Genomic DNA, 24,614 nt, shown 5'->3' with positions numbered 1-24,614 from the left:
GGGGACCCCAGCCTAACCAGGGCCCACCCGGTTCGCATCGGACGACAGTGCCGCAACGTGACCGGGCCGGTTCGCCCCGTGTCCGCCGGCCACTGCACGTCCAGCGGTGGTGGCGTGCCGATCGTCACCAGGTCGATCGGTTGCCCGTCGGGAGGCGCGGTGGGTCGCCGGGCGCCGCCTGTCACGGCCCGCGCGGGGCGGTGCGACCGGGGCCGGGGAGAGCCGCCGGTCGCACCGCCGGGGTCAGGAGATGTCCCGCCGGCGCATCGCCCAGAGCGCCGCGCCGAGGATCACCGTCAACCCGACCGCCAGCAGCACCGAGGAGTGCTGCCAGGTGATGTCCAGGGTCTCCGGCTTGCACTCGCCGAAGTAGGTGGCCTGGCAGGCGTTCCAGTCCTCCAGTGTCACCGTCTTCTGCATCCACGCCGCCGCGTACGTGGGCAGCAGCCACGCCTCGGCGAACTGCACCCCGGCCATCTGCAGCAGGATGCCGAGGCCGAACTGCCCGACGACCATCAGGCCGATCGCCCCGCCCAGCGCCATCGCGGTGTGCCGTCCCAGCGAGGCGAGCGCGAAGCCGATCGTCGCGGTGATCAGGGCGAGCACCACCCCACGCAGCCCGGTGAGGGCGAAGGACTGCCAGGCGCCGGAGGTCATCTTCTCCGTGCTGCCGCGGAAGGTGGCGACCAGCCAGAAGCTGCCGAACCAGAGCGCCGTCGTGGGCACCGCCAGGGCGAGCAGCCCGGTGAGCAGCGCCGCCAGCTTGGTCAGCAGTACGGTCAGCCGCTTCGGCCGCCACAGCAGCAGGTTCATCATGCCGCCGGTGTTCCACTCCGCCCCGACGAAGGAGGCGCCGACCACGAACCCGACCAGCGCCAGGATCGCCGCGAGCGGCAGCAGCGTGAAGCCGAAGTTCTCGCGGAAGTCGAAGGTGGAGGGCAGGAACCACCGCGACTCGACCGCCTCCCGGGGCGGCGGCTGGATCAGCGCGCAGTCATCCGGGAAGCCGCTGGCCTGGCTGTTTCCGGCGGACTTCGCCTGCTCGCACTCGGCGCGGTACTGCTCGTTGCGGACCACGTCCTGCTGCCACTGCTGCTCCGCGGCGCGCTCGGCCTTCGCCAGCGCGGCGGCGTCGATCTTCTCGTTGGTCAGGAAGACCCCGACCACCACGGCCGCGAGCACCAGCAGGCCCAGCAGGCTCATCCAGCGGGTGAAGCGCCGCTTGGCCAGCCGGCGCAGCTCCGTACGGTAGAGGCTCACGCGCCCCACCCTCCTCCGGCGGCGCCGGGCTGCCCCGCCCCGCCGACCTTCGTGGACTGGTCGACCTGCCGGTGCTGGCCGGGTACCGGCGCGGTGGCGGTCAGGTCGAGGAAGACGCTCTCCAGGTCGACGGCGACCGGGGCGAGCTCGCTGACGTAGAGGCCCTGCTCGGCGAGAAGCCGGGTCACGGTGGCCGGCTTGTCGACGCCGGCGAGCATCAGGTGGTCGGGCTGGCCGTCCACCCGGATCCCGGCGCGGGTCAGCGCCTCGGCGGCGATCGGCAGGTCGGTGACCGCCTCCAGCCGCACCCGGACGGCGCCGGACGAGTGCTGGGCGAGCACCTCCTCGACCGGGCCGAAGGCCACCCGTCGGCCCAGCGAGATGATGGTGACCGAGTCGCAGATCAGCTGGATCTCGCCGAGGATGTGGCTGGACAGCACCACGGTCATCCCCGACTCGGCGAGGGTGCGCATCAGCGTGCGCATCTCCCGGATGCCGCCCGGATCCAGCCCGTTGGCCGGCTCGTCGAGGATCAGCAGCTTCGGGTTCTTCAGCAGGGCCGAGGCGACGGCGAGCCGCTGCTTCATGCCCAGCGAGTACGTCTTGACCCGCTCGCCGGCGCGGTCGCGCAGCCCGACCAGCTCCAGCACCTCGTCGATCCGTCGCGGCGGCACGTCGCCCGCGCCGGCCAGCAGGGACAGCGTGTCCCGCGCGGAGAAGTGCGGGAAGAACTGCGGGCTCTCCACGATCGCGCCGACCTGGCCCGCGACGGCGGGCAGCGCCTCGGGCACCTCGTGGCCGAGGATGGCCATCCGGCCGCCGTCGGGCCGGATCAGACCGAGCAGCGTACGCAGCGTGGTGGTCTTGCCCGACCCGTTGGGGCCGAGGAAGCCGTGTACCTGCCCCACCTCGACCCGCATGTCGAAGCCGTCGAGCGCGTTGCGGGTGCCGCGCCGACGACTCTTGTACGTCTTGCGAAGACCTTCGATCTCCAGGACAGCTGGCAAGCTGCACCTCCCCCGATGGGCGTATGACACGCGACACCATACGCGGTATGCAGCCGAGTGCAATACCCGGTATGCATCGCCACGCCGATCGGGTGAAAGGAAGGGACCCTTCCTATACACCAGACGTTAGGAAGGTGCCCTTCCTTTCACCTCAGGCGCAGATAACGGTGACGCCGGCGGCGCGGAACGCCGCGACCACGTCCGGGTTGGCGCCGGAGTCGGTGACCAGCGTCTCCACCCGGTCCACCGGGCAGATCCGGGCGAAGGCGTGACCGCCCAGCTTGGACGAGTCCGCGATGATCACCACCCGCTTGGCCCGGGCCACCATCAGGTTGTTCATCGCCGCCTCACCCTCGTGGTGGGCGGCGGCGCCGAGCTGGGGGTCGATCGCGTCGACGCCGAGCAGTGCGACGTCGAGGGTGACCTCGCGCAGCAGCGCCCCGCCCAGCGGGCCGACCAGCTCGAACGACTTGGGGCGGACCACGCCGCCGGCCACCACGACCTTCATCCGGGAGCGGACGAGCAGCTCGTTCGCGATGTTCAGCGCGTTGGTGACCACGGTGAGCTGGGCGCCCTCGGCGCTGGTGTTCAGGTCGGGCCGCACGGCGAGGGCGCGGGCCACCTCCGTGCTGGTGGTGCCGCCGTTGAGGCCCACCACGGTGCCCGGCGAGACCAGCGCCGCCGCGGCGGTGCCGATCCGCTGCTTCTCGGCCGAGTGCTTGGCGGTCTTGTAGCGCAGCGGCAGGTCGTACGAGACGCCGTTGGCGACCGCGCCACCCCGGGTCCGGGTGATCATCTGCTGCTGGGCGAGCTGGTCGAAGTCACGCCGGATGGTGGCCTGGGAGACGTCCAGCCGCTCGGCGGCCTCCTCGACGCTGACCCGGCCGCTGTCGGTCAGCATTTCGAGCAGGGCGTTCCATCTGGCGTACCGGTCCACCCCAGGCCTCCAGTTACTGCGCGGTCGGTGATTGATTGCGTGCACAGTAGTGCGCGAAACTACGAGGGCGCAAAACCATGTCCTGCTCGATGACGGGGCTGGTTGCCACGGCCAGCCGAGTTCGCGCAGAATAACGCGCGAAAGACGGCTTTAACGAGCCGTATTGCGCACCGCTCCCCTGCGTAGGAGTTCTCATGTCGTACGTCGACGCGGAGATCGCGAGCCAGCCCGACTGCTGGCGGGAGGCAGCGCGGGTCGCCGCCACCGCGGCCGACCACCTCCCCCGCCACGGCGAGCGGGTCGCCGTCGTGGGCTGCGGCACGTCGTGGTTCATGGCGATGGCGTACGCGGCCCGCCGCGAGCAGGCCGGCCAGGGCGAGACCGATGCCTTCCAGGCCTCCGAGTTCCCCGCCGGGCGGCGCTACGACCGGCTCGTCGCGATCACCCGTTCCGGCACCACCACCGAGGTCACCGAGCTGCTCGCCGCGCTGCGCGGGCGGGTGCCGACGACCGTCCTGGTCGGCGACCCCGCCTCCCCCGCCGCCTCGCTGGCCGACGCGGCGGTGCCCATGCCGTTCGCCGACGAGCGCTCGGTGGTGCAGACCCGCTTCGCGACCACCGCGCTGGCCCTGCTCCGCGCCCACCTCGGCGACAACATCACCGCCCTCTCCGCCGACGCGGAGGTGGCGGTGCGCGCCCCGCTGCCGATCGAGCCGTCCCGGATCGAGCAGGCCACCTTCCTCGGTCGGGGGTGGACGGTCGGGCTGGCCCAGGAGGCGGCGCTGAAGTGCCGCGAGGCGGCCACCTTCTGGGCCGAGGCGTACCCGGCCATGGACTACCGGCACGGCCCGATCTCGATCGCCGCTCCCGGCCGGCTGGTCTGGGCGTTCGGCGAGCTGCCCGACGGGCTGCCCGAGGACGTCGCGGCGACCGGCGCGGCGTTCGTGCACAGCCGCACCCACGGCTGCCGCACTGTGCTCGGCAGCTGGGCCGCCGGTCGTACGCCGGTCGACCCGATGGCCGACCTGATCCTGGCGCAACGCTTCGCCGTCGCGCTCGCCACCAGCCGGGGCCTCGACCCCGACGCGCCCCGGCACCTGAGCCGTTCCGTGGTTCTCGCATGAGCGCAGGCGACGTCGTCGTCGCGCTGGACGTCGGCGGCACCGGGATGAAGTGCGCCCTGGTCCGGCCGGACGGCGCCGTGCTGCACGCCGAGCGGCACCCCACCGACGCCGGGCGCGGCCCGGACGCCGTGGTCGACACCGTCCTGGCGGTCGCCGAGGGGCTGGCCGGCAAGGCCCGCGCCGACGGGCTCACCCCGGTCGCGCTCGGCGTCGCCGTGCCCGGCGTGATCGACGAGGCGCGCGGGGTCGCGGTCTGGTCCGCGAACGTGGGCTTCCGGGACGTACCGCTGCGGGACCTGGCACGGGCTCGACTCGAACTGCCGACGGCGCTCGGCCACGACGTGCGCGCCGGCGGCCTGGCCGAGGCGCGGCTCGGCGCCGGCCGCGACTCCGCACACGTCCTCTTCGTCGCGATCGGCACCGGGATCGCCGCGGCGCACGTGGTCGACGGCACGGCCGTCACCGGCGCGCACGGCGCCGCCGGGGAGATCGGCCACATCCAGGTACGCGCCGGCGGGCCGGCCTGCGGCTGCGGCCGTCCCGGCTGCCTGGAGGCGGTGGCGTCGGCGGCCGCGATCGGCCGGCGCTACACGGCCCTGGCCGGCGTCCCGGCGACCGCCGCCGACGTGGCCGACCGGGCGGCGGCCGGCGAGCCGCTGGCGGCGGACGTCTGGCGGGAGGCCGTCGAGGCGCTCGCCGACGGCCTCGCCACCGGCCAGGCCCTCTTCGACGTGGAGACCGTCGTGCTCGGCGGCGGCCTGGCGCAGGCCGGCGCGCTGCTGCTCGAACCGCTGCGGACGGCGCTGCACGAGCGGATGACGTTCCACCGGGAGCCGCGCCTGGTCGCGGCGGCCCTCGGCGACGAGGCCGGCTGCCTCGGCGCCGCCCTGCTCGCCCTCGACAGTCTGGAGAAGTGATGGCCACGCGGGTGAACGGCAAGGTGGTGACCCCGACCGGCGTGATCCGGCAGGGCTGCGTGGAGCTGGACGGGGGCCGGATCACGGCGGTGGCCGAGTACCCGTCCGTGCGCGACGGGCACTGGATCGTGCCCGGCTTCGTCGACATGCACACGCACGGCGGTGGTGGGCACACCTTCACCACCGGCGACGCCGGGCAGGCCCGGCAGGCCGCCGACTTCCACCTGCGGCACGGCACGACGACCCTGCTGGCCAGCCTGGTCAGCTCGCCGTTCGAGCTGATGCGCGCGGCCACCGCCGCCTTCGCGCCGCTGGTCGCCGAGGGGGTGCTGGCCGGCATCCACTTCGAGGGGCCGTACCTCTCCTCGGCCCGCTGCGGCGCGCAGAACCCCGAGTTCCTCCGCGACCCGTCCACCGACGAGCTGGCCGAGCTGATCGAGCTGGGCGACGGCGCCGTCCGGATGGTCACCCTCGCCCCCGAGCGGGACGGCGCGTTGGAGGCGGTCAAGCTGCTCGTCGCGCACCGGGTGGTCGCCGCGGTCGGCCACACCGACGCCACGTACGACGAGACCCGCGCCGCCGTCGCGGCGGGCGCGAGCGTCGGCACCCACCTGTTCAACGGGATGCGGCCGGTGCACCACCGCGAGCCCGGCCCGGTGGTGGCCCTGCTCGACGCCCCGCACGTGGTCTGCGAGCTGGTCGCCGACGGCGTCCACCTGCACGACGGGATGCTGACCTTCGCCACCTCGACGGCGGGCCCGGAGCGGGCCGCCCTGATCACCGACGCCATGGCCGCCGCCGGCATGCCCGACGGCGACTACGAGCTGGGCGGCCAGGCCGTCACGGTGGCGGGCGGGGTGGCCCGGCTGGCCCGCGACGGCGCGATCGCCGGCAGCACCCTGACCATGGACGAGGCGCTGCGGCACGCGGTGGCGGCCGGCATCCCGATCGCGGACGCCGTGCGGATGGCGGCCACCACGCCGGCCCGCGCGATCGGCCTCGGCGACCGGCTGGGCGCCCTCCAGGTCGGGTTCCGGGCCGACCTGGTGGTGCTCGACGACGACCTGAACGTGGTCCGGGTGATGCGCGGCGGCTCCTGGGTGGAGTGACGGCTCGGCGCCCCCGGACGGCTCGGCGCCCGGACGGCCACGCCCGGTTCCGCCGGCGGGTCAGCCGGCGGGCCGCGCCGGCGGGTCAGCCGGCGGTGGGAACCTCGACGCCGAGCACGGCCTGCTCGTCGGGGCGGTGCACGAGCACGTCGGAGAGGTACGAGTGCACGGCCGGGGCCATGCCGACGTCCCGGCCGGCCTGCTCCGAGAGCAGCCACTTGTGCTCGATGATCTGGGCGAAGAGCTCCTGCGGCTCCAGCTTGCGGCGCAGGTGCGCCGGGACCGCCCGGACCACCGGCTCGAAGACCTCGGTCAGCCAGCGGTGCGCGGCCTGCTGCTCGTCGGTGAGGTCGCTCTCGGCCCGGTAGGCGTCCAGGTCGTTGAGCAGCCGCCGGGCCTGGTTCTCCTCGGCGTCCAGCCCGGTCAGGCGGAGCAGCCGCCGGGTGTGGTACCCGGCGTCGACCACCTTCGGCCGGACCAGGTAGCGCCCGTTGTCGATGGTCGACATGGCCACCTCGGCGACGTCGAAGCCCAGCTCGTTGAGGCGGCGGATCCGCCCCTCGATGTCGTGCCGGGCCTCCCGCTCGACCTGCTGCTCGTAGGTGATCTCGTGCCACAGCCGCTCGTAGCGCTGCACGACCTCCTCGCAGACCACCTCGGGGTCGATCGATTCGTGCAACAGCCCGGCGGCCTGGAGGTCGAGCGCCTCGCCGAAGATGTTGACCCGGGCGATCTCCAGGTCCTCGCCGCGCTGGCCGTTGGAGAGCGAGTGGTGCAGCGCCCCGGTCTCCGCGTCCACCAGGTAGGCGGCGAACGCGCCGGCGTCCCGGCGGAACAGGGTGTTCGACAGCGAGCAGTCGCCCCAGAAGAAGCCCGTGAGGTGCATCCGCACGATCAGGGCCGCCAGCGCGTCGAGCAGCCGCCCCATCGTCTCCGGGCGCAGGGTGTGCGAGAAGAGCGCCCGGTAGGGCAGCGAGAACTGCAGGTGCCGGGTGATCAGCACCGGGTCGAGCGGCTCGCCGTCGTCGGTCTGCCGGTCGGCGACGATCGCCACCGCCTCCACCGCGGGGAAGTCGATCCGCTCCAGGGCGCGCAGCAGGTCGTACTCACGCTCCGCGACCCGCTCGCCGGTCTCCTTGACGGCGTAGACGTAGCCGCCGAGCCGGACGAACCGGACGATGTGCCGGGAGATGCCCTGGGGCAGCGCCACCAGGTGCTGGGCAGGCCACTGCTCCAGCGGGGTCGACCAGGGAAGGTCGAGCAGTGCCGGGTCGACGAGGGCCGAGGTGATCCGCACGGCCCCAAGTCTGACGGCCGTCCGGGCCGAGCGCCTCCCTTCGTGGCTCGGCACACAGCCGCCCCGGGCCGCGCCGGCCGGCCGTCGCGCCGGGCCGGTAGCGTGGTCCGGGTGCGGGAGACCACGACGGTACGGCCCAGAGCACGGCTGAGGCCGGTCAGGCCGGCCGGCTGGTGGTTCGACGCACTCCTGCTCGCCGCCCTGGTCGGGCTGACCGTGGCGCTCACCGCCGAGCGGTTCTTCGGGATCGACCGCGCGGTCGCCGACTGGTCGGAGGCGCACCGGCCCACCGCCGCCCGCGTGACGGCGGTGGTCCTCAACTACCTCGGTCAGGGCACCCCGTTGACGTTGATCGCACTCGGTCTCGGGGTGCTGCTCGCGGTCCGGCTGAGATCGTTGCGCCCGGTGCTGCCGCCGGTGCTCGCCTTCGTCCTCAGCTATCTCACGATCGGGCCGCTCAAGGTGTGGACCGCCCGCCCCGCACCCAGCGCGAGCGTCAAGGACCCGTTCCTTCCGCCCGAGCAGACCCTCCCGCTGTTCCAGGACGAACTGCCGCTGCGGTTCGCCCAGTCCTACCCCTCCGGCCACGTCGCGAACGCGATCCTCTGGTACGGCGTCATCGCGCTGCTGCTCGCCCCGCTGCTGCGCACCTACGGCCGGACGGTGCTGCCCCGGCTGGTCACCGTGGTCCGGGTGGTGCCGCCGGTCGTGGTGCTGTGCACCACCACCTACCTGGGCTGGCACTGGCTGACCGACTCGGTGGCCGGGCTGCTGCTCGGGCTCGTCCTCGACCGGGTGCTGCACCGGGTGCCCTGGGACGACCTGCCGTTACCCGGGGCGCCGCGCGACTGGGACCGGCCGTTCATCTCGACCCCCTAAGGTGCCCGCTGTGGACCAACTGGCGCGCCGGCTGGGCGTACCCGATGCGGTGGTCATCGGGCTGGGGTCGATGCTCGGCGCGGGCGTTTTCGTGGTCTTCGCGCCCGCCGCGGCGGCGGCCGGCGGGGCGGGCCTGCTGGCGGCGCTGGTGCTGGCCGGCTTCGTCGCCTTCTGCAACGCGACCAGCTCGGCCCGGCTGGCGGCCCGCCACCCCGAGTCCGGCGGCACCTACGTGTACGGCCGGGAACGGCTCGGCCCGTTCGCGGGTTTCCTGGCCGGCTGGGGCTTCGTGGTCGGCAAGACGGCGAGCTGCGCGGCGATGGCGCTGACCATCGGGGCGTACCTCTGGCCGGGGCAGGCCCGGCTCGTCGCCGTCGGCGCGGTGCTGGCGGTGACCGCCGTGAACCTGCGCGGCATCGGCAAGACCGCGACCGCGACGAAGGTGCTGGTCGGCGTGGTGCTGGCGGTGTTGGCCCTGGTCGCGGTGGCCGGGGCGGTCGGCGGCGACGTCTCGCTGGCCCGGCTCGGCGACCTCGACACTTCCGGGCGGGGCGTGCTCACCGCCGCCGGGCTGCTCTTCTTCGCCTTCGCCGGGTACGCGCGGGTCGCCACCCTCGGCGAGGAGGTACGCGACCCGGAGCGGACCATCCCCCGGGCGGTGCCGCTGGCGCTGGGCGTGGTGCTGGCGATCTACCTGGTGCTGGCGGTGGTCGCCGTCGGCGTGCTCGGGGCCGATCGGCTGGCCGCGTCCGCCGCGCCCCTGGCCGACGTGGTGACCGCCGCCGGGCTGCCCGGCCTCGCCTGGCTGGTCCGGGCCGGGGCGACCGTGGCGGTGACCGGCGTGCTGCTCTCCCTGCTCGCCGGGGTCGGGCGCACCGCGCTGGCGATGGCCCGCCGCCGCGACCTGCCCGGGGCCCTCGCCGCCGTCCACCCGGTGCACCGGGTGCCGCACCGCGCCGAACTGGCCGTCGCCGCCGTGGTGGTGCTGGTCGTGGCGCTCGGCGACGTCCGGGACGCCATCGGCTTCTCCAGTTGCACCGTGCTGGTCTACTACGCGATCACCAACGCGGCCGCGCTGACCCTGGGCCGCGACCCGGGGCGGCGGCTCCCGGTGCGGGCGCTCGCCGTGCTGGGGCTGGCCGGCTGCCTGCTGCTCGCCGTCAACCTGCCGCTGTCCAGCGTCCTCGCCGGCTTCGCCGTGCTCGCCGTCGGCGCCGCCTGGTACGCCCTGCGCCCCCGCCGGGCCTGACCCGCCGAGCCCCGGACCGTCGGAACGTCGGAACGTCGGACCGGCGGAACGGACGGTCACTCCTCCGGCTGCCGGGGCGCCGGCGCGGCGGGATCCTCCGGCGGGGGCGGCGCCGCCTCGCGCAGCAGGGCGTTCAGGCCGGCCCGGCGGGCCACCACCGTCAGCCGGTCCCCCGCGACGATCACCAGGCGCGGGTCGGGCCCCCAGTCGAGGCGCTGACCGGCCCGGGCGTGCGCGAGCAGGCGTACGCTCTCGGCCCGCCCGACCGCGGCGAGCGGACGACCGTCCAGGTCGGACCCGGCGGCGACGGAGACCTCGGTGACCAGCAGCGCGTGCCGGCCGACGGGGATGGTGGCGATCACCGCGCGGTCCAGCAGCGCGGCGGCGAACGACGGCGCGGCCAGGTACGACACGCTGCGCGAGACGCCGATGCCGAACGCCTGCTGGACGCGCTCGGCGAAGTGGCCGTCGAAGAGGCGCAGCACCACCTGGAGTTCGGGGTTGACCGCCCGGCCGTTCAGCGCCGCCTGGAGGTTCGTCTCGTCGTCGGTGGAGACCACCACCAGCGCCTGGCAGGTGCCCACGGACGCCGCCTGGAGGGTCTCCTCCAGCGCGGCGTCGCCCACGATCAGCGGCACGCCGAGCCGGCGGGCGAGCGCCGCACCGCGAGGCTCGGGCAGCTTGTCGATCGCCACCACCTCGACGCCGAAGTCGCAGAGCTGGGCCATCACCCGGGTGCCGACGTTGCCCAGCCCGACCACGACCACGTGCCCGGACCGCTCCGGCTGGATCCGGCCGGAGTGCAACGCCAGCCGGGCGTTGACGATCCCGTCCACCACCACGGCGGTGATCAGCGGGATCAGCGCCAGCCCGGCGAGGTTGAGCACCACCTGCATGACCTGCTGGGCGACCGGCTTGTTCGGATCCGGGTCCTGCCCGCTCAGCGTCGTCACGAGCGTGAGGTAGAGCGAGTCGCCCCAGTTGGCGTTCGTGGCGCTGCCGTTGAGCCAGCCGAGCACCCCGATCACCGCCAGCAGCGTGATCACCGCGATGCCGATCTTGCGGGTGGCGAAGCTGCGCACCGCGCGGAGCAGCACGGTCACCGGGCGGCGACGCCGCCGGGCCCGCACCAACCGGCGCGCGGCCAGCTCGGTGCCGGGCGGCGCCCCCGTCGCCTCGGCGAGCACCACGTCCGCGGCGGACTCCTCGGCGGGCAGCACCCGGACCTGCTGCGGGTCGTGGGTGTCGGCCACCCCGCAGACCACGTCGCCGGGGCGTACGTCGTCGCGGCGGGCCACGTAGAGGGTGCGCCCGCCGTGCCGGAAGTGGGTCGGGGCGACCTCGCCGAGCGCGGCAGCCACGAAGGCGGGGGCGGCCATCGACGAGTCGGAGAGCACCGCCGAGTCGGGGAAGATCTGCCGCACCCCGTTGGCGAGCCCGGTGTTGAACATCCGCACCACCAGCCGCAGCCGGGGCTCGACCTCCTGGGCGCAGAGCGCGGCATGCATGTTGCCGACGTCGTCCTGGTGCAGCAGGGCCAGCCCGTCGGCGCCGGCCAGCCCGGCCCGCTGGAAGGTGACCTCGTCCAGCCGGTCGGCCCGGACCACCTCGACGCCCTGGAGGTCCCGCCCGTCCGGCTCGTCGGAGCGCGGTCGTTCCGGCACCACCAGGGTGATCCGGACGCGGCCCGTCGCCTGCAACTCGGTGGCGAGCAGCGCGCGCACCACCCAGTAGGCGAGGGCGTCCCGCCCGCAAACCACGTAGTGCGCCCGCGCGTCCCCGTTGACCCGGAGCCGACGCCCCGCCCGCCGCGCACGATCCAGCAGGGGCTCCGCCATGCGCCGCATCGTAGTCAGCCGGTCGCGCCCCGCGCAGCCCCGCGATCATGAACGCTGGTCGTCGGGCATGTCCCGCCGTTCCCGCCCAGCCGGTCCACCAGGTAGACCTAGGACGTCGGGCAGATTCCGCGGCCCCTCGGCGGGTAGACCAGCGGCATGCAGACGTTCCTGCCGTACCCGGACTTCCTGGCCAGCGCCCGGACGCTGGACCAGAGGCGGCTGGGCAAGCAGCGGGTGGAGACCATCCAGGTGCTGCGCGGGCTGACCCGCCCCACGTACGGCTGGCGCAACCACCCGGCGGTGAAGATGTGGGCCGGGTACGAGGAGGCCCTCACCCGATACGGGCTGGACGTGTGCGCGGTCTGGTGCGAGCCCGGTCGGGCCGACACCTGCGCGACCACGATGACCACCGACCTCGCCGCCGCCTGCGGGCTGACCCGCGTCCGCACCCAGGCGGAGCTGGCCGAGGCCGGCGAGCTGCCGCCCTGGCTGGGCCGCGACGACCTGCACCTGAGCCACCGCTCGTCGCTGCTGCGCAAGGACCCCGGGCACTACGGCCCGATCTTCGGCGACGACGTCCCGCCCGACCTGGAGTACGTCTGGCCGGCCTCCGACCGCGAACGGCGCTGCCTCCCGCCGCAGTGAAAGGAAGGGCACCTTGTTAACGCCTGCGGTAGAGGAAGGGGCCCTTCCTAACGCCCGAACGGGGCAGACTGGAGGACCCCCGGGGCGGGAAGGTGCACATGGCGCTGTCGCAGGTGGTCGGTCGGCTCCTCGGCGTACGCCAGCACGAGGTGGACCCGGGCGGCGGTGGCGCCCCCCGCGTGCCGCGCCCGGTCGAGGTGGTGGTGGTCGGCGGCGGGATCGCCGGTATGTCGGCGGCGGTGGTGCTGGCCGAGCGCGGCGTGGCGGTGACCGTGCTGGAGGCCGCGCCGACCCTCGGCGGCCGGCTCGGGGCCTGGCGGGAGACGCTGGCCGACGGCACGCGACAGACGAACGAGCACGGCTTCCACGCGTTCTTCCGGCAGTACTACAACTGGCGGTCGATCCTGCGCCGCGCCGACCCGGGGCTCGGCTTCCTCCGGCCGGTCCCCGGCTACCCGATCCTGAGCGCCCGCTGGCCGACCGAGGAGTTCGGCCGGTTGCCGCCCGCTCCTCCGGCGAACCTGCTGGCCCTGCTGCTGCGCAGCCCGAGCCTGCGCCTGGGCGACCTGCGCGGCATGGACCGGGACGCGGCGCTGCCGCTGCTCACCTACGATCCGGTGCGCACCTACGCCGAGTTCGACGACACCACCGCCGACGAGCTGCTCACCTCGCTGCGGCTGCCGGACCGGGCCCGCGCGATGCTCTTCGAGGTCTTCTCCCACTCGTTCTTCAACCACGAGGCGGAGATGTCGGCGGCGGAGATGATCGCGCAGTTCCACTTCTACCTGCTGGGCAACCCCGAGGGGCTGGCCTTCGACTGCCCCGACGGGGACTACGCGACGGCGATCTGGGAGCCGCTGGCCCGGCACGTGGAGAGGCACGGCGGCCGGGTGCGCACCGGGACCCCCGCCACCGCGCTGACCCGCGAGGGCGCCGGGTGGCGGGTGGCCACCGCCGACGGCGCGTCGTACGCCGCCCGGCACGTGGTGCTCGCCGTCGACCCGCCCGCCCTAGCCGCGCTGGTCGCCGCCTCGCCCGGCCTGGTCGACCACGCGCCCGCGCTGGTGGAGCGGATGCCCGCGTTCGGCCGGCCCGGTCCGCCGTACGCGGTGGCGCGCTACTGGTGCGACGGGGACGTGGCCGCCGGGCGGGCGGTGTTCAGCGGGGTGTCCCGGCAGCCGACCCTGGACTCGGTGACCCTCTACCACCGGCTGGAGGACGAGTCCCGCCGCTGGGCCGCCCGCACCGGCGGCTCGGTGCTGGAACTGCACGCGTACGCGTGCGAGCCGGGCGTGCCCGCGACGGAGCTGGCCGAGCGGATGCGGGCCGAGCTGACCGCGCTCTGGCCGGAGGCGGCCGGGCTGCGGGTCCGGGAGGTGCGCGCGCGGGTGGCGGCGCAGGCGCCGGCGTTCACCCCGGGCAGCCACGCGTGGCGGCCGGGGGTGCGCACCGACGCCGACGGGCTCTACCTGGCCGGCGACGGCATCCGGACCGATTTCCCGAGCGCGCTGATGGAACGCGCGGCGGCGACGGGGATCGTCGCGGCCAACCACGTCCTGCGGGCCGAGGGCGGCGCGGCCGAGCCGGTCCGCTCGATCCGGCCCCGGGGCCTGCTCGCCCGGAGACGGTGACAACCACGGCGACGGGCACCGGGCGGCGGGCGACGGGCACTGGGCGGCGGGCGGCGGGCGGCGCGGCCAGGCGGGCGGGTCGACCGCGAGGGTGACGAAAACGGGCAAACAGGTCGCTCGGCTCGCCTAGGCTGATCGTCTGGGGTGAGCCGGGAGGTCAGCGGGAATGCCGCCGCGCGGGGACGACGACCCGCTCGTCGCCGACGTGCCGCGGGACGACGCGTACCCGCTGATCCGGGACGAGCGGGCCTGCATCGTGACCGCCCTGCGGCTCGGGTGGTGGATGGCGGACGCGTACCACCACGCCCAGACCGCCGAGCTGCTCGACACCGGGGACGACCGGCCGGCGGGCGCGCCGGCGAAGCTGTCCAACCTGACCGAGATGTCGGGGCGGCGACGCATGCAGATGTACCTGGACGGGGTGGAGGTGGCGCTCGGCCAGATCGCCGAGCTGACCCGGCGCGACGCCCCCGCGCCGTCCACGGCCGGGGCGAGGGACCGGGTGACGGGCGGAGCCGGGGAGGACCTGCTGCTCGCCCTCGACGACCTGAACGTGGACGTGCTGCGCTGGACGATGGCCACCAACCACCGGGTCGGGCTGGCGTACCGGCTGGGACGCTCGCTGGCCGACACGGTGCGGCACGGCGACGCCGACCAGGTGGCGGGACGCTTCGGCGGCCGGCAGATCCAGCTCAGCCGCTGGCTGGACGAGCTGGCCACCGTGCTGCCGCCGTACTCGGCCGCAGTGGTCCGCCGGTCACTGTCGGCGTGGGCGTCGGCGGTCACCCGGGCGGGCGTCGGCGACCCGACCGAGGCGGGGCTGCCGGACCTGGCCCGCGAGCTGCGCAACCAGGGCGACCTGTGGCGGGGTGTGCTCACCGGCGGCCTGCACCCGAGGGACCTGCTGGACGAGGAGGACTACGCGGTCGTCGCCCGGAACCTGATCATCCGGGACCGGCGGCTGGTGGTGCAGGCCGCCCGGGGGATCTTCTGGCCGGTGCTCGTACCGCTGCTCGCGGTGCTGTTCGCCGTGGTGGGGGTGAGCGCGCTCGCGGCGGCCGGCTCGCCGGCGACCCGGGCCGCCGTGGCCCTGCTCGGGCTGGGCGCGGGGACGGCCGCGATCTGGCGCACGGTCTCCGGGCCGGCGCTCGCGGTCGCCGGGGAGGTCAACCGGCCGCTGCTGGAGAGCGAGCTGACGGTACGGATGGCGCTACGGATCGACCGGCCACTGGCCGCCGCGCGGGCCGCCGGCCGGGCCCGCCGGCAGCGCCGCCCCGACGAGACGGCCGCTCGATCGAAATCCGTTGCCCGTCTCTCGCCCGCCGACCTACCGTGATCCCGCAAGGTCAACCACCGCCGCGGGAGCCGTCCATGTCGATGTCGCACGTCACCTGTGTGCCGTCGTGGCTGCCCGGCCCGGCGCACCCGGCGTCGTCGGCGAGTGGCGGCGGTTGCCGAGCCGAAGGCCCCGAGGGTGGCCGGCCCGGCTGACGCGTGCCCGCACGCCGTCGAGCCGCCCGTCCACTTCCCGGAACGGGCGGCTCTTTCGCTGTCCGGCCCGTCCAGATCGTCACCGCCACGAAGGGAGACACCGGTGGACGCCGTCCTCGTCGTCAACGCCGACCTCGGCCCGCTGCACCGGGTCACCGTCCAGCACGCGATCCGGATGCTCTGTCGTCGGGTCGCCGAGATCCACGAGGCCGAACCGGACCGGGTGATCGGGGTCTTCCCGGTTCCCCGGGTGGTCCGCCTCGTCCGCTACGTGGTGACCCGCTGGCGGTTCAGCGCCGGGCCGGCGTGGTCGCGGGCCGGGGTGCTGCGACGGGACGGGCGGTGCTGCGCGTACTGCGGCGGGTCGGCCGGCACCATCGACCACATCCTGCCCCGCTCGCGCGGCGGCCGGAACACGTGGCGGAACACGACCGCCGCCTGCTACGACTGCAACCAGCGCAAGGGCGACCGGACGCCGGCCGAGGCGGGCATGCCGCTGCGGCGCGAGCCGGCGGCCCCGAGCTGGGCGGCGCTGGCCGGGCGGTGACGGACCGGCCGGCGGGAACGGGGGGCCGCGTCGGGGGTACGACCCCTGGCGCGGCGCCCGCCGGCCCCTCCCCGGGGGCGTAGCCCCGCCCCGGCTACCGGGGCTCCCTGGCCCGGGGCTCCCTGACGCGGGACTCCCTGGCCCGGGACTCCCTGACGCGGGACTCCCTGGCCCGGGACTCCTTGACGCGGGACTCCTTGACGCGGGGCACTGGGCGGCCGTCGGCGCAGCGCACGGTGACCACACTGCGGCGGTCGGCGGCGACCAACTCGACCCGCACCTCCCGCGCCGGGCCCGGCGCGTACTCCTCGACGTGGTGGCCGGCAGCCAGCGCCACGTCGACCACCTCGGCCAGCTTCCGGTCGCAGCGGACCGTCACCACCCCACCGCGCGAGTTCACGTCCAACCCGGACGGCCGGCCAGGCGTAGGGGACGGCTCGGCGCCGTCGGTCGGCGCCGGGGCGGTCGGGCTGGCTCCGGTGGGCGCGACCGGTCCGGGACTGGACCGCCCGGCGGTCGCCGACCCGGCCGGCGGACCCGTGCCGGGGACGGCCGGCCCCTTCGGCGCGTCGCCGGTGACCGGCAGGGCGACCCCGGTGGAGCCCAGCGTGCCGGTGCCGATGCCGGTGCGGGGCTCGTCGGGCGGGCCGGACCGCTGGACGGAGGGGTCGCCGAGCGTCGCGGCCACCACCGCGCCGACCACCACCGCGCCCACCGCCGCCAGCACCCACGAGCCCCGCCTCGACCGCCAGCCCCGGCGCCCCGGGCGGACGCCGCCCCCGGCGGCGGATGCGGCCCCGGCCGGCACCGCCTCGGCGGGGTCACGCCCGCCGGCAGGCCCCGCCGCCGGCGCTCCTATTGACCCCGCCCGCACGCCCCGGTATTCCGCCGGCACGCGCTGGTGCCCCGCCGGCACCTCCGCACGGCCCGCCGACACCTCCGCACGGCCCGTCGGCACGTCGCGGCGGTCCGCCGGCACGTCGCGGCGGTCCGCCGGCACGTCCGCGTGCCCCGCCTCGGAAAGCGGCATCCGGGCGAGCGCCCCGGCGAGGACGCGCGCCGCCTCGGCGGCCGAGGGCCGGTCGCCCGGGTCCTTGGCCAGGCACCGCCGGTACAGCCGGCCGACCTCGGGGGGCACGCCGTCGACCTCCGGCAGCGGGCCCGGCACGGCGTACGCGTGGGCGCGCAGCATCCCGATCTGCGTCTCGCTGTGCCACGGCAGCCGGCCGGCGAGCGCCTGGTGCACGAGCAGGCCGAGCGCGTAGACGTCGGAGGCGGGCAGCACCTCGCCGGCGGCGAGCCGCTCGGGGGCCAGGTAGGCCGGGGTGCCGAGCAGCCGTCCCTCGAAGTCGATCTCGGGCGTGCCGGCGACGGCGGCGATCCCGAAGTCGACCACCTTCGCCCCCGTCGGGGTCAGCACGACGTTCTCGGGCTTGACGTCGCGGTGCACCAGCCCCTCGGCGTGGGCGGCGCCGAGAGCGGCGGCGACCTCCGCGCAGACCCGCAGGGCGTCCCGGGGCGGCAGCGGCCCGGCGGCGAGCCGCTGCGCGAGCGTACGGCCGGAGAGCAGCTCCATGACCACGAAGGGCGCGTACCGGTCGAAGAGGAGGGACTCCCCGTAGTCGTGGACGGCGGTGACGTTCGGGTGCGAGAGCCTGGCCGCCGCCTTCGCCTCGGCCTGGATCCGCCGCCGGGCCGACGGGTCCGCCGCCACGAGCACCTTCACCGCGACGTCGCGTTCCAGCACCTCGTCGTGCGCCCGGTAGACCTCGGACATGCCGCCCCTGCCGAGACGCCCGCCCAGCCGGTAGCGGCCCGCGAGCAACTGATCACGCTGCACAGCGGACAGCCTGCCCCACCGCACCGCCCGGCACCACCCATGCGCGGACCGTGTCCGGCGCGCGGCCCGGTCGGGCACGGTCGGCGGCGGTCAGTGCCGGGCCGGCGGCGTCCAGCCGAAGCGGGGGCGGTCTGCGGTCAGTGCCGGGCCGGCGGCGTCCAGCCGAAGCGGGGGCGGTCTGCGGTCAGTGCCGGGCCGGCGGCGTCCAGCCGAAGCGGGGCGGGCGGCGCTCGTGGACGGCCGCGACGCCCTCGCGGGCCTCGCCGCTGGCCCGCACCTGCCCGTGCCACCAGGCGACCCGGTCCTCGTCCGCCCGGCCGTCGATGATCTCCTTGGCGGCCGCCACGGTGAGCTGCGACCGGGCGACCACGGCGGCGGTGACCTCGTCCACCCGGGCGGCGAGCCGGTCGACCGGCAGCACCTCGTCGACCAGCCCGATCCGCAGCGCGCGGTCGGCGTCGATCAGCTCGGCGGTGAAGAGCAGGTGCTTGGCCGCGGCCGGGCCGACCAGCCGGGCCAGCCGGCGGGTGCTGGGCGCCGGGTACACCAGGCCCAGCCGCGCCGGCGGCACACCGAACCGCGCGTCGGTGGCGGCGATCCGCAGGTCGCAGGCGACCGCGAGCTGGCAGCCGCCGCCCACGCAGGCGCCCCGGACGGCGGCGACGGTCGGCTTGGCGAAGGCGGCCAGCCGTTTCTCGGCGGCCACCACCGTGTCGAGGTCGCCGTCGTCGAGCAGGTCGTCCAGTTCGGCCAGGTCCGCGCCCGCGCAGAAGGTGCCCTCGGCGCCGGTGAGCACCAGGACCCGGACGGCCGGGTCGCCCTCCAGCTCGTCGAGCAGCCCCGGCAGCCGCCGCCACATCCCGGCCGTCATCGCGTTGCGCCGCGCCGGGTTGTGGATCACCACCGTCGCCACCGCCCCGGTCACCTCGACGAGGAGTTCCGCGTCCGCCACCGTCACCACCCCTTCGCCCCGGCCGTGCCGCCGGCTCGCCGCGACGCCGGCCGCCCTGGTCGGCGGCGCCGGTGCGGCGACCATAACGGCGGGAGCCCGGCGACCGTCCGTGCGGGGTGGCAGGTCAGTACCTGTGGTCCGCGGCAGGCCGGTGGCGCGCAGTTCCGGTGGCAGGTGGGCGACGTCGTTGACGGCGACCAGGGTCGGCGTCCGCCCGACCGGTAGCGGATCACCGTCAACCCACCGTTGTGCGCGTTGAACCCCAGCCAGCGCCGCTCCGGCGCGTCCAGTGCGTGCCGGACGAACCAGGCGATCAGAAACGTGTGCGTGACGACCAGATCCCCCCGGTCACCGTCCGCCGGCGCGGTGCGAACCGCCGCACGGCCGCCGCCGTCAGCCGCGGCCCGGCGGCCCGCTCGGCCGGGGGGAAGTTGGCCAGCAGCCGGGCGTACGCGGGCGGCAGGCCGGCCGGGTCGGTGTCGTGCGGCAGGTGGTCGCCGACCTCCTCGGCGGCGTACACCGGGATCCCGGGCAGCGCCGCCGCGACCAGTTCGGCGGTCTCGGCGGCGCGCCGCAGCGGGCCGTGGTGGACGGCGTCCTGCCGCCAGTCAGCCCCGGGGGAACATCTGGCCGATGCGGATCTTGTTGCCGAACGGGTCGCGGATGCCGAAGTCGATCCCGTACGGGCGTTCCATCGGCTCGTCGGTGATGTCGACTCCCTTGGCGACCAGGTCCTCGTACGTCTTCTGCGCGTCGTCGGTGGTCATGAAGAGGAAGCCGCCCAGCGCCCCCTTGGTGAGCAGCTCGCGGACCTGCTCGGCGGTGGCCGGGTCCAGCGCCGGCGGGCCGGGCTTCTCCAGCAGGATCTCGCGCTCCGGGTCCCCGGGGATGTTGACCGTCAGCCAGCGCATGAAGCCGAGGTCGGCGTCGGTGTTGACCTCCATGCCGAGCTTGCCGACGTAGAAGTCGAGGGCCTCGTCCTGGTCGAGGACGTAGATCTGGGAGCGGGTGATCGCGTTCATCGTCATGCCGGAGACGCTACGGTGCGGCCCTGACCTGCTGCTTATCCAAAACTGCTGGGCCGGGTCCAGGCCTTGGTGAAGCAGCCCGGCACTGGCGCGGCGATCGGGGCCCTGCGCCTGCGGTACTCCGACGGCGGCTCGCCGACGATCTGCCGGAACGTGCGGCTGAACGTGCCGAGGCTGGAGAAACCGACCGCGTAGCAGATGTCGGTGACGTCCCGGTCGGTGTGCAGGAGCAGGTACATCGCCCGCTCCACCCGCCGCCGCTGGAGGTAGCGGTGCGGGGTCTCGCCGAAGGTGGCGCGGAAAGTGCGGATGAAGTGCGCCTCGGAGACGTACGCGATGCGGGCCAGCGCCGGGATGTCCAGCGGCTGGTCGTACGCGCGGTCCATGGCGTCCCGGGCGCGCAGCATGGCCCGGTTCGACTCCTCCGCCGCCCTGCTCACCGGCCCAGCATAGGCGCTGATTCGGGGGCGTCGGCGCGGCGGAACCACGGTACGGGGACAGCCCGCCGCCTGAGCGCGCCCGTACGACGGGACGGCGGGAGCGACGGTGCCGGCGTACGATCCGCTCTTCCACCGACGACGAGGGCGGCCATGACGACCAGGGACGGGCACGACGAGCGCACCCGGCGGATCACCCTCGCGGCGGCGACGGCCGTCATCGCACTGGCGCTCGTCGGCGGTCTCGTCCTCCGGCACCGGGCCACCGACGAGGCAGCACCCGGGCCCACGGCCGAGGCGGCAGCGTCGCCCGACGGGTCGTCCCGGGTGCCGTGGTCGGCGGCGGTGGTCGGCCGCGACGACACCACGGTCACCGTCCACGTCGGCCCCGGCGACGCACGTTGCAGGGACCTCGTCGAGCCGCGGGCGACGATCACCGCGCGGGACGACGCCCAGGTGGTCGTCGCGGTCGAGGCCCGAATCGTGCCCGCCGCCGACTGCACCACCAGCGGCGCCCGGGTCCCTCTCGTCGTGTCCCTGGCGGAGCCGCTCGGCGACCGGGTGCTCCGCGACGCGGCCGGCACGCTGCCGCCGCCGACCTACTTCGAGCGCCATGTGCCGGACCTGCCCTCCGACAAGCGGTGGAGCCCTTTCTCGACCGGATGCGACGAGGGCTGGTGCCAGGGCTACAACGGCCCGGGCGGTGCGACGCTGCTCGTGACCGCGCGCCGCACCGCCGACGTGGCACGCCCTGCGCCTGTGGCGACCGTCCGCGTCGGCCCGCATCGGGGTGTCGTCACCGGCGCCCCGGAACGCTCGTGGGCGGTGTGGTGGGAGGCCGGGGACGCGACCTACAGCCTGCGGCTGGCCCCCGCCGAGGGCGCCTCCTTCACCCTCGCCCAGTTCGAGCGGGAACTCGCCAGGCTGAGGTGGAGCTGACAACCGTCGCCGCGAGGCGCCCGGCGACGCGGGGTGGGCGACCGGTCGGGGTCGCACCTCCGCGGCGGGCACAGCTCACGCCCGCGCCGGGCGCGGGACGGCCGATGGAATTGGAGCCCCCGGCCGGGATCGAACCGGCGACATCTCGCTTACAAGCTCTGTACATCGCGTCCGCACACGTCCGGCGGCCGACCCCTCGCTGGGGGATGCGGTCTCAGGCCGGTCCAGGCGTCGGATCTCGGCGACGACGTCGGTCGCGATCAGTGATTCGACATCTTCGGTGTGGCCGGCTGCCACAATTTGCCCTGTGGTATGGGAGGACGACGGGGAATCCGATGGCAGGTCGGCGCGGGCGCCGCGCGGCATTCGACCGCTACGCGAGGGCGTCGGCGTAACCAGCGTGGAGCTCTTTTTCGATCTGGTGTTCGTCCTCGCGTTCATCCAGGTCGTTGCGTTGATGGAAGACGACTTCACCAGTCACGGCGTGCTGAACGGAATGCTCGCGCTGGCCCTGTTGTGGTCGACGTGGTCCATTTATGCCTGGTTGGGTAACAGCCTCCAAGCTCGGGTCGGGCTGATCCGGATCGCGCTGCTGTTCGTAACGATAGTCACCCTTGTGATGGCGGTGGCGGTCCGGCAGGCATTCACCGACCTCCGTGGCGCGGCTCTCTCCGGCCCGGTGGTGTTCGTCGCGTGCTTCGTGATCGTTCGGCTGGTGCATCTGGCGCTGCGCTGGTACGCCGTTCCAGACACGAGGCCGCGCGTCGTCCTGCTGATTGCCGCGCCACTGTTTGTCGCCTCCGTCCTTCTGTTCTCCGCCGCCGTCGTGCCGCAGCGACTGTTCCACGACCCGTGGCTGGTCAAGGCGAGCCAGACCGGGCTCTGGATGCTCGCCATCATCATCGACTACGGCCGCGCCCTGGTGATGCGGTCGTGGGGGTGGCACATCATCTCGGCTCGGCACTGGGCGGAGCGGCATGGCCTCATCGTGCTCGTCGCCCTTGGCGAGTCGCTCACAGCGGTTGGCCTGATCAGTAGCAGCGTGCCGATGACCGGATCGCTCATCGCGGCCCTCGTCTTCGCCATCGTCATCGCCGCCGCACTGGGCTGGACCTATTTCGACGCCGTCGCGATCGCCGCCGAGCGGACGCTGAGCCAGAACCCCGCCCAGCGCCGGGTCGCCTACGCCCGCGACGCCTACAGCTATGCGCACCTGCCGATGATCGCCGGCATCATGCTGCTCGCCCTCGGGCTGCACAAAGTGGTGACGATCATCAAAGACAACGAACTGCACCATTCGGCCGCGCAACTGGGGGGCCTGGGCCTCCACGCCCTCTACGGTGGAGCAGCTTTGTTCCTGCTCTCCCACGTCGGCTTCCAACTGCGGATCACGCGCCTGCTCAGACGGGTCATCTGGCCGCGACTGACTACCGCAGCGCTGCTGGTGGCGCTCATCCCGGCCGCCGGCCAGCTTTCGGCGGTGGTAGCGCTCGGCCTGCTGGCGGCTGTCTGTGTCAGCCTGGTCGTCACGGAGGTCCTCGTCGCTGGCGGGCAGCGTAAAGAACTGCGCGAGGCCGCTATAGCCGGGGGCTTTCCGCCAGAGGGCCCCTAGATCGGGCCGGCGCCGCCCCAACTGCCAGCTTGGGAGCCACCTTGATCGTTACTCAGGGTCGCCCAGAGGCGCTCAGGGGCGGAACGGCAGTCACCCGATGCAGCAGCCTCGGATCGGCGCTGCCACGTCAAGCGGGCCTTGACGCACGTACGGACGCTGGCGGGCCGGGCGGTGGCCTGCGCGGCTTGCCCGAGTCGTCCTCGACGCGATGCGTCAGGCGCTCGGCAAGCTCGACGGGCGGCTGTCATGAGCCCGGCTGCTGTCAGCGTTGCCGTCAACCGGCCGGCTCACGACAACGCCGGGCGCGAAGTACCTGATGGAATTGGAGCCCCCGGCCGGGATCGAACCGGCGACATCTCGCTTACAAGGCGAGTGCTCTGGCCAGCTGAGCTACAGGGGCGCGTGGTGTCGACGTCAGCATAGCGACTGACGTCCGGATTTCCCGCTCGGCAGGCCCTGCGAGCACCGGAAACGTCCACGCGTCGGCCCAACACTCGAAAGAGCGGGGGCGATTGATGTCCGACCGTGCCCGAGTGACCGGAATGCGTATGCCATCCGTCCCATCCGGTGCTCCCCGCCTTGGCAGGTCGGGGAAAGCCGTTTACCGTGCAGTGACACGGATGACACCTCGATCATCGGCGCGTCGCCCGTGGGCCGGTGCACGCACGTGCCGGCCGCTCCTTCCACTCGGATCGTCCGGCACGTTCCTGCCGGTGAAAGGAAGCACCTGACCATGGCTACGGTCACCTACGCCAAGGCGTCCCGGATCTACCCGGGCACCGAGCGCCCCGCCGTCAACCAGCTCGACCTGGAGATCGGCGACGGCGAGTTCCTCGTCCTGGTCGGCCCCTCCGGTTGCGGCAAGTCCACCAGCCTGCGCATGCTCGCCGGCCTGGAGGACGTCGACCAGGGTTCGATCCACATCGACGACCGGGACGTCACCCACCTGCCGCCGAAGGCCCGCGACATCGCGATGGTCTTCCAGAACTACGCCCTCTACCCGCACATGACGGTGTACGAGAACATGGCGTTCGCGCTGAAGCTGCGCAAGACCTCCAAGGCCGAGATCGACCGGCGGGTCAAGGAGGCGGCGGCGCTGCTCCAGCTCGAGGAGTTCCTGGGCCGCAAGCCGAAGGCCCTCTCCGGCGGTCAGCGCCAGCGGGTGGCCATGGGCCGGGCGATCGTCCGCGAGCCGCAGGTCTTCCTCATGGACGAGCCGCTGTCGAACCTCGACGCGAAGCTTCGTGTGCAGACCCGTACCCAGATCGCGTCGCTGCAGGCCAAGCTGGGTGTCACCACCGTCTACGTCACCCACGACCAGGTCGAGGCCATGACCATGGGCCACCGGGTGGCGGTCATGCTCGACGGCGTCCTCCAGCAGGTGGACACCCCGCGGGCGCTCTACGACACCCCGGCCAACGTCTTCGTCGCCGGCTTCATGGGCTCCCCCGCCATGAACATCAAGACCGTGCCGCTGAGCGAGCGGGGCGCCTCGTTCGCCGACCTGACCATCCCGCTCACCCGTGAGCAGGTCGAGGCGGCCCGCGCCGACGGCGGCGAGAGCAAGGTGACCGTCGGCTTCCGGCCGGAGGACTGCGACCTGGTCAGCCCGACCGAGGGCGGCATGCCGGTCGTCGTCGAGCTGGTCGAGGACCTCGGCTCGGACGCCAACGTCTACGGCCACGCCGCGCTGGAGGGCAACAACGAGCGCTTCGTGGTCCGTACCGACCGGCGCACCATGCCGAACATGGGCGACACCGTGTTCGTCAAGCCGCGCGAGGGCCGCAGCCACGTGTTCAACGCGGCCACCGGCAACCGCATCTGACGTACGGCGCTGAGCTGACGTAAGCGAAACGGGCGGTCCGCCATCGGCGG

General features: G+C 74.3%; 23 protein-coding genes and 1 tRNA gene. 12 read left to right on the top strand and 12 right to left on the bottom strand.

Annotated features, from left to right (window positions below):
- Positions 1-243: 243 nt before the first annotated feature.
- The 3 genes from ACGF5C_RS17745 to ACGF5C_RS17735 form a co-directional block, all read right to left on the bottom strand.
- Positions 244-1,260 carry an ABC transporter permease subunit gene (locus tag ACGF5C_RS17745; RefSeq protein ID WP_393302877.1) on the bottom strand — a complete coding sequence of 339 codons (1,017 nt, stop codon included), beginning with the start codon at positions 1,258-1,260 and terminating at the stop codon, positions 244-246.
- Positions 1,257-2,267: an ABC transporter ATP-binding protein gene (locus tag ACGF5C_RS17740; protein ID WP_393302875.1), complete on the bottom strand. Its 1,011-nt coding sequence runs from the start codon at positions 2,265-2,267 to the stop codon at positions 1,257-1,259. Before ACGF5C_RS17740 ends, ACGF5C_RS17745 begins: the two co-directional genes overlap by 4 nt.
- Positions 2,268-2,418: 151 nt before the next feature.
- The gene (locus ACGF5C_RS17735) at positions 2,419-3,204 is read right to left on the bottom strand and encodes a DeoR/GlpR family DNA-binding transcription regulator (RefSeq protein ID WP_393302873.1); all 786 of its coding nucleotides are present in this window, start codon (positions 3,202-3,204) and stop codon (positions 2,419-2,421) included.
- Between the two features lie 194 nt (positions 3,205-3,398).
- On the opposite strand from ACGF5C_RS17735, the gene ACGF5C_RS17730 reads away from it, so the two are divergent.
- Genes ACGF5C_RS17730 through nagA form a run of 3 tightly spaced genes read left to right on the top strand, consistent with a single transcriptional unit; the run spans position 3,399 to position 6,354 of the window.
- Complete coding sequence (locus tag ACGF5C_RS17730; RefSeq protein ID WP_393302871.1) at positions 3,399-4,328, top strand: SIS domain-containing protein; 930 nt, start codon at positions 3,399-3,401, stop codon at positions 4,326-4,328.
- Complete coding sequence (locus ACGF5C_RS17725; RefSeq protein ID WP_393302870.1) at positions 4,325-5,245, top strand: ROK family protein; 921 nt, start codon at positions 4,325-4,327, stop codon at positions 5,243-5,245. The genes ACGF5C_RS17730 and ACGF5C_RS17725 overlap by 4 nt, the downstream gene beginning before the upstream one ends.
- Entirely contained in the window at positions 5,245-6,354 is a 1,110-nt protein-coding gene (gene nagA, locus ACGF5C_RS17720) for an N-acetylglucosamine-6-phosphate deacetylase (RefSeq protein ID WP_393302868.1), read from the top strand. The genes ACGF5C_RS17725 and nagA overlap by 1 nt, the downstream gene beginning before the upstream one ends.
- An 85-nt stretch (positions 6,355-6,439) precedes the next feature.
- Here nagA and ACGF5C_RS17715 read toward each other — a convergent pair whose 3' ends face one another.
- Positions 6,440-7,651 (bottom strand): DUF4032 domain-containing protein, encoded by a 1,212-nt coding sequence (locus tag ACGF5C_RS17715; RefSeq protein ID WP_393302866.1) that lies wholly within the window; start codon positions 7,649-7,651, stop codon positions 6,440-6,442.
- 42 nt (positions 7,652-7,693) lie between these two features.
- Between ACGF5C_RS17715 and ACGF5C_RS17710 the strand changes: the two genes are divergently transcribed.
- Both ACGF5C_RS17710 and ACGF5C_RS17705 read left to right on the top strand, forming a co-directional pair.
- A complete protein-coding gene (locus ACGF5C_RS17710) occupies positions 7,694-8,530 on the top strand; it encodes a phosphatase PAP2 family protein (protein ID WP_393302864.1) in 837 nt (278 codons plus the stop codon).
- 10 nt (positions 8,531-8,540) lie between these two features.
- The gene (locus tag ACGF5C_RS17705) at positions 8,541-9,779 is read left to right on the top strand and encodes an APC family permease (RefSeq protein WP_357462106.1); all 1,239 of its coding nucleotides are present in this window, start codon (positions 8,541-8,543) and stop codon (positions 9,777-9,779) included.
- 56 nt (positions 9,780-9,835) lie between these two features.
- Here the strand turns inward: ACGF5C_RS17705 and ACGF5C_RS17700 are convergent, their stop codons facing one another.
- Entirely contained in the window at positions 9,836-11,617 is a 1,782-nt protein-coding gene (locus ACGF5C_RS17700; protein WP_393302862.1) for a potassium channel family protein, read from the bottom strand.
- Between the two features lie 156 nt (positions 11,618-11,773).
- Here ACGF5C_RS17700 and ACGF5C_RS17695 point away from each other — a divergent pair, with 156 nt between their 5' ends.
- The 4 genes from ACGF5C_RS17695 (at position 11,774) to ACGF5C_RS17680 (ending at position 15,931) form a co-directional block, all read left to right on the top strand.
- Entirely contained in the window at positions 11,774-12,262 is a 489-nt protein-coding gene (locus tag ACGF5C_RS17695; protein ID WP_393302860.1) for an MSMEG_6728 family protein, read from the top strand.
- Positions 12,263-12,360: 98 nt separating this feature from the next.
- Positions 12,361-13,893, top strand: coding sequence for an FAD-dependent oxidoreductase (locus tag ACGF5C_RS17690; protein ID WP_393302858.1), 1,533 nt, complete (start codon positions 12,361-12,363; stop codon positions 13,891-13,893).
- Positions 13,894-14,059: 166 nt separating this feature from the next.
- Positions 14,060-15,229, top strand: a complete 1,170-nt coding sequence (locus ACGF5C_RS17685) for a hypothetical protein (protein ID WP_393302856.1) — start codon at positions 14,060-14,062, stop codon at positions 15,227-15,229.
- Between the two features lie 258 nt (positions 15,230-15,487).
- Positions 15,488-15,931: an HNH endonuclease gene (locus tag ACGF5C_RS17680; protein WP_393302854.1), complete on the top strand. Its 444-nt coding sequence runs from the start codon at positions 15,488-15,490 to the stop codon at positions 15,929-15,931.
- 94 nt (positions 15,932-16,025) lie between these two features.
- Here the strand turns inward: ACGF5C_RS17680 and ACGF5C_RS17675 are convergent, their stop codons facing one another.
- The 6 genes from ACGF5C_RS17675 to ACGF5C_RS17650 form a co-directional block, all read right to left on the bottom strand.
- The gene (locus ACGF5C_RS17675) at positions 16,026-17,771 is read right to left on the bottom strand and encodes a protein kinase (RefSeq protein WP_393302852.1); all 1,746 of its coding nucleotides are present in this window, start codon (positions 17,769-17,771) and stop codon (positions 16,026-16,028) included.
- Between the two features lie 184 nt (positions 17,772-17,955).
- Complete coding sequence (locus ACGF5C_RS17670; RefSeq protein ID WP_393303124.1) at positions 17,956-18,729, bottom strand: enoyl-CoA hydratase/isomerase family protein; 774 nt, start codon at positions 18,727-18,729, stop codon at positions 17,956-17,958.
- Complete coding sequence (locus tag ACGF5C_RS17665) at positions 18,726-19,061, bottom strand: histidine phosphatase family protein (protein ID WP_393303122.1); 336 nt, start codon at positions 19,059-19,061, stop codon at positions 18,726-18,728. The genes ACGF5C_RS17670 and ACGF5C_RS17665 overlap by 4 nt, the downstream gene beginning before the upstream one ends.
- Positions 19,037-19,243: a hypothetical protein gene (locus tag ACGF5C_RS17660; protein ID WP_393302850.1), complete on the bottom strand. Its 207-nt coding sequence runs from the start codon at positions 19,241-19,243 to the stop codon at positions 19,037-19,039. The genes ACGF5C_RS17665 and ACGF5C_RS17660 overlap by 25 nt, the downstream gene beginning before the upstream one ends.
- Positions 19,244-19,331: 88 nt before the next feature.
- Positions 19,332-19,751, bottom strand: coding sequence for a VOC family protein (locus tag ACGF5C_RS17655; protein WP_393302848.1), 420 nt, complete (start codon positions 19,749-19,751; stop codon positions 19,332-19,334).
- 35 nt (positions 19,752-19,786) lie between these two features.
- The gene (locus tag ACGF5C_RS17650) at positions 19,787-20,191 is read right to left on the bottom strand and encodes a helix-turn-helix domain-containing protein (RefSeq protein ID WP_393302846.1); all 405 of its coding nucleotides are present in this window, start codon (positions 20,189-20,191) and stop codon (positions 19,787-19,789) included.
- A gap of 150 nt (positions 20,192-20,341) precedes the next feature.
- On the opposite strand from ACGF5C_RS17650, the gene ACGF5C_RS17645 reads away from it, so the two are divergent.
- Both ACGF5C_RS17645 and ACGF5C_RS17640 read left to right on the top strand, forming a co-directional pair.
- Positions 20,342-21,127 (top strand): hypothetical protein, encoded by a 786-nt coding sequence (locus ACGF5C_RS17645; RefSeq protein WP_393302844.1) that lies wholly within the window; start codon positions 20,342-20,344, stop codon positions 21,125-21,127.
- 307 nt (positions 21,128-21,434) lie between these two features.
- The gene (locus ACGF5C_RS17640; protein WP_393302842.1) at positions 21,435-22,739 is read left to right on the top strand and encodes a low temperature requirement protein A; all 1,305 of its coding nucleotides are present in this window, start codon (positions 21,435-21,437) and stop codon (positions 22,737-22,739) included.
- A 323-nt stretch (positions 22,740-23,062) separates the two neighbouring features.
- Here the strand turns inward: ACGF5C_RS17640 and ACGF5C_RS17635 are convergent.
- Positions 23,063-23,139, bottom strand: a tRNA-Thr gene (locus ACGF5C_RS17635).
- Between the two features lie 333 nt (positions 23,140-23,472).
- Here ACGF5C_RS17635 and ACGF5C_RS17630 point away from each other — a divergent pair.
- Positions 23,473-24,564, top strand: coding sequence for a sn-glycerol-3-phosphate ABC transporter ATP-binding protein UgpC (locus tag ACGF5C_RS17630; RefSeq protein WP_350706790.1), 1,092 nt, complete (start codon positions 23,473-23,475; stop codon positions 24,562-24,564).
- Positions 24,565-24,614: the final 50 nt, after the last annotated feature.

It is taken from the genome of Micromonospora sp. NPDC047620, from assembly GCF_043205005.1.
Taxonomy (GTDB): Bacteria; Actinomycetota; Actinomycetes; order Mycobacteriales; family Micromonosporaceae; genus Micromonospora.
This window is presented reverse-complemented; position numbering and strand designations above follow the sequence as displayed.

Excerpts from the sequence above, each read along its gene's own strand:
- ACGF5C_RS17730 (WP_393302871.1), top strand. The coding sequence starts at position 3,399 with ATGTCGTACGTCGACGCGGAGATCGCGAGCCAGCCCGACTGCTGGCGG.
- ACGF5C_RS17725 (WP_393302870.1), top strand. The coding sequence starts at position 4,325 with ATGAGCGCAGGCGACGTCGTCGTCGCGCTGGACGTCGGCGGCACCGGG.
- nagA (WP_393302868.1), top strand. The coding sequence starts at position 5,245 with ATGGCCACGCGGGTGAACGGCAAGGTGGTGACCCCGACCGGCGTGATC.
- ACGF5C_RS17700 (WP_393302862.1), bottom strand. The coding sequence starts at position 11,617 with ATGGCGGAGCCCCTGCTGGATCGTGCGCGGCGGGCGGGGCGTCGGCTC.
- ACGF5C_RS17695 (WP_393302860.1), top strand. The coding sequence starts at position 11,774 with ATGCAGACGTTCCTGCCGTACCCGGACTTCCTGGCCAGCGCCCGGACG.
- ACGF5C_RS17690 (WP_393302858.1), top strand. The coding sequence starts at position 12,361 with ATGGCGCTGTCGCAGGTGGTCGGTCGGCTCCTCGGCGTACGCCAGCAC.
- ACGF5C_RS17685 (WP_393302856.1), top strand. The coding sequence starts at position 14,060 with ATGCCGCCGCGCGGGGACGACGACCCGCTCGTCGCCGACGTGCCGCGG.
- ACGF5C_RS17655 (WP_393302848.1), bottom strand. The coding sequence starts at position 19,751 with ATGACGATGAACGCGATCACCCGCTCCCAGATCTACGTCCTCGACCAG.
- ACGF5C_RS17645 (WP_393302844.1), top strand. The coding sequence starts at position 20,342 with ATGACGACCAGGGACGGGCACGACGAGCGCACCCGGCGGATCACCCTC.
- ACGF5C_RS17630 (WP_350706790.1), top strand. The coding sequence starts at position 23,473 with ATGGCTACGGTCACCTACGCCAAGGCGTCCCGGATCTACCCGGGCACC.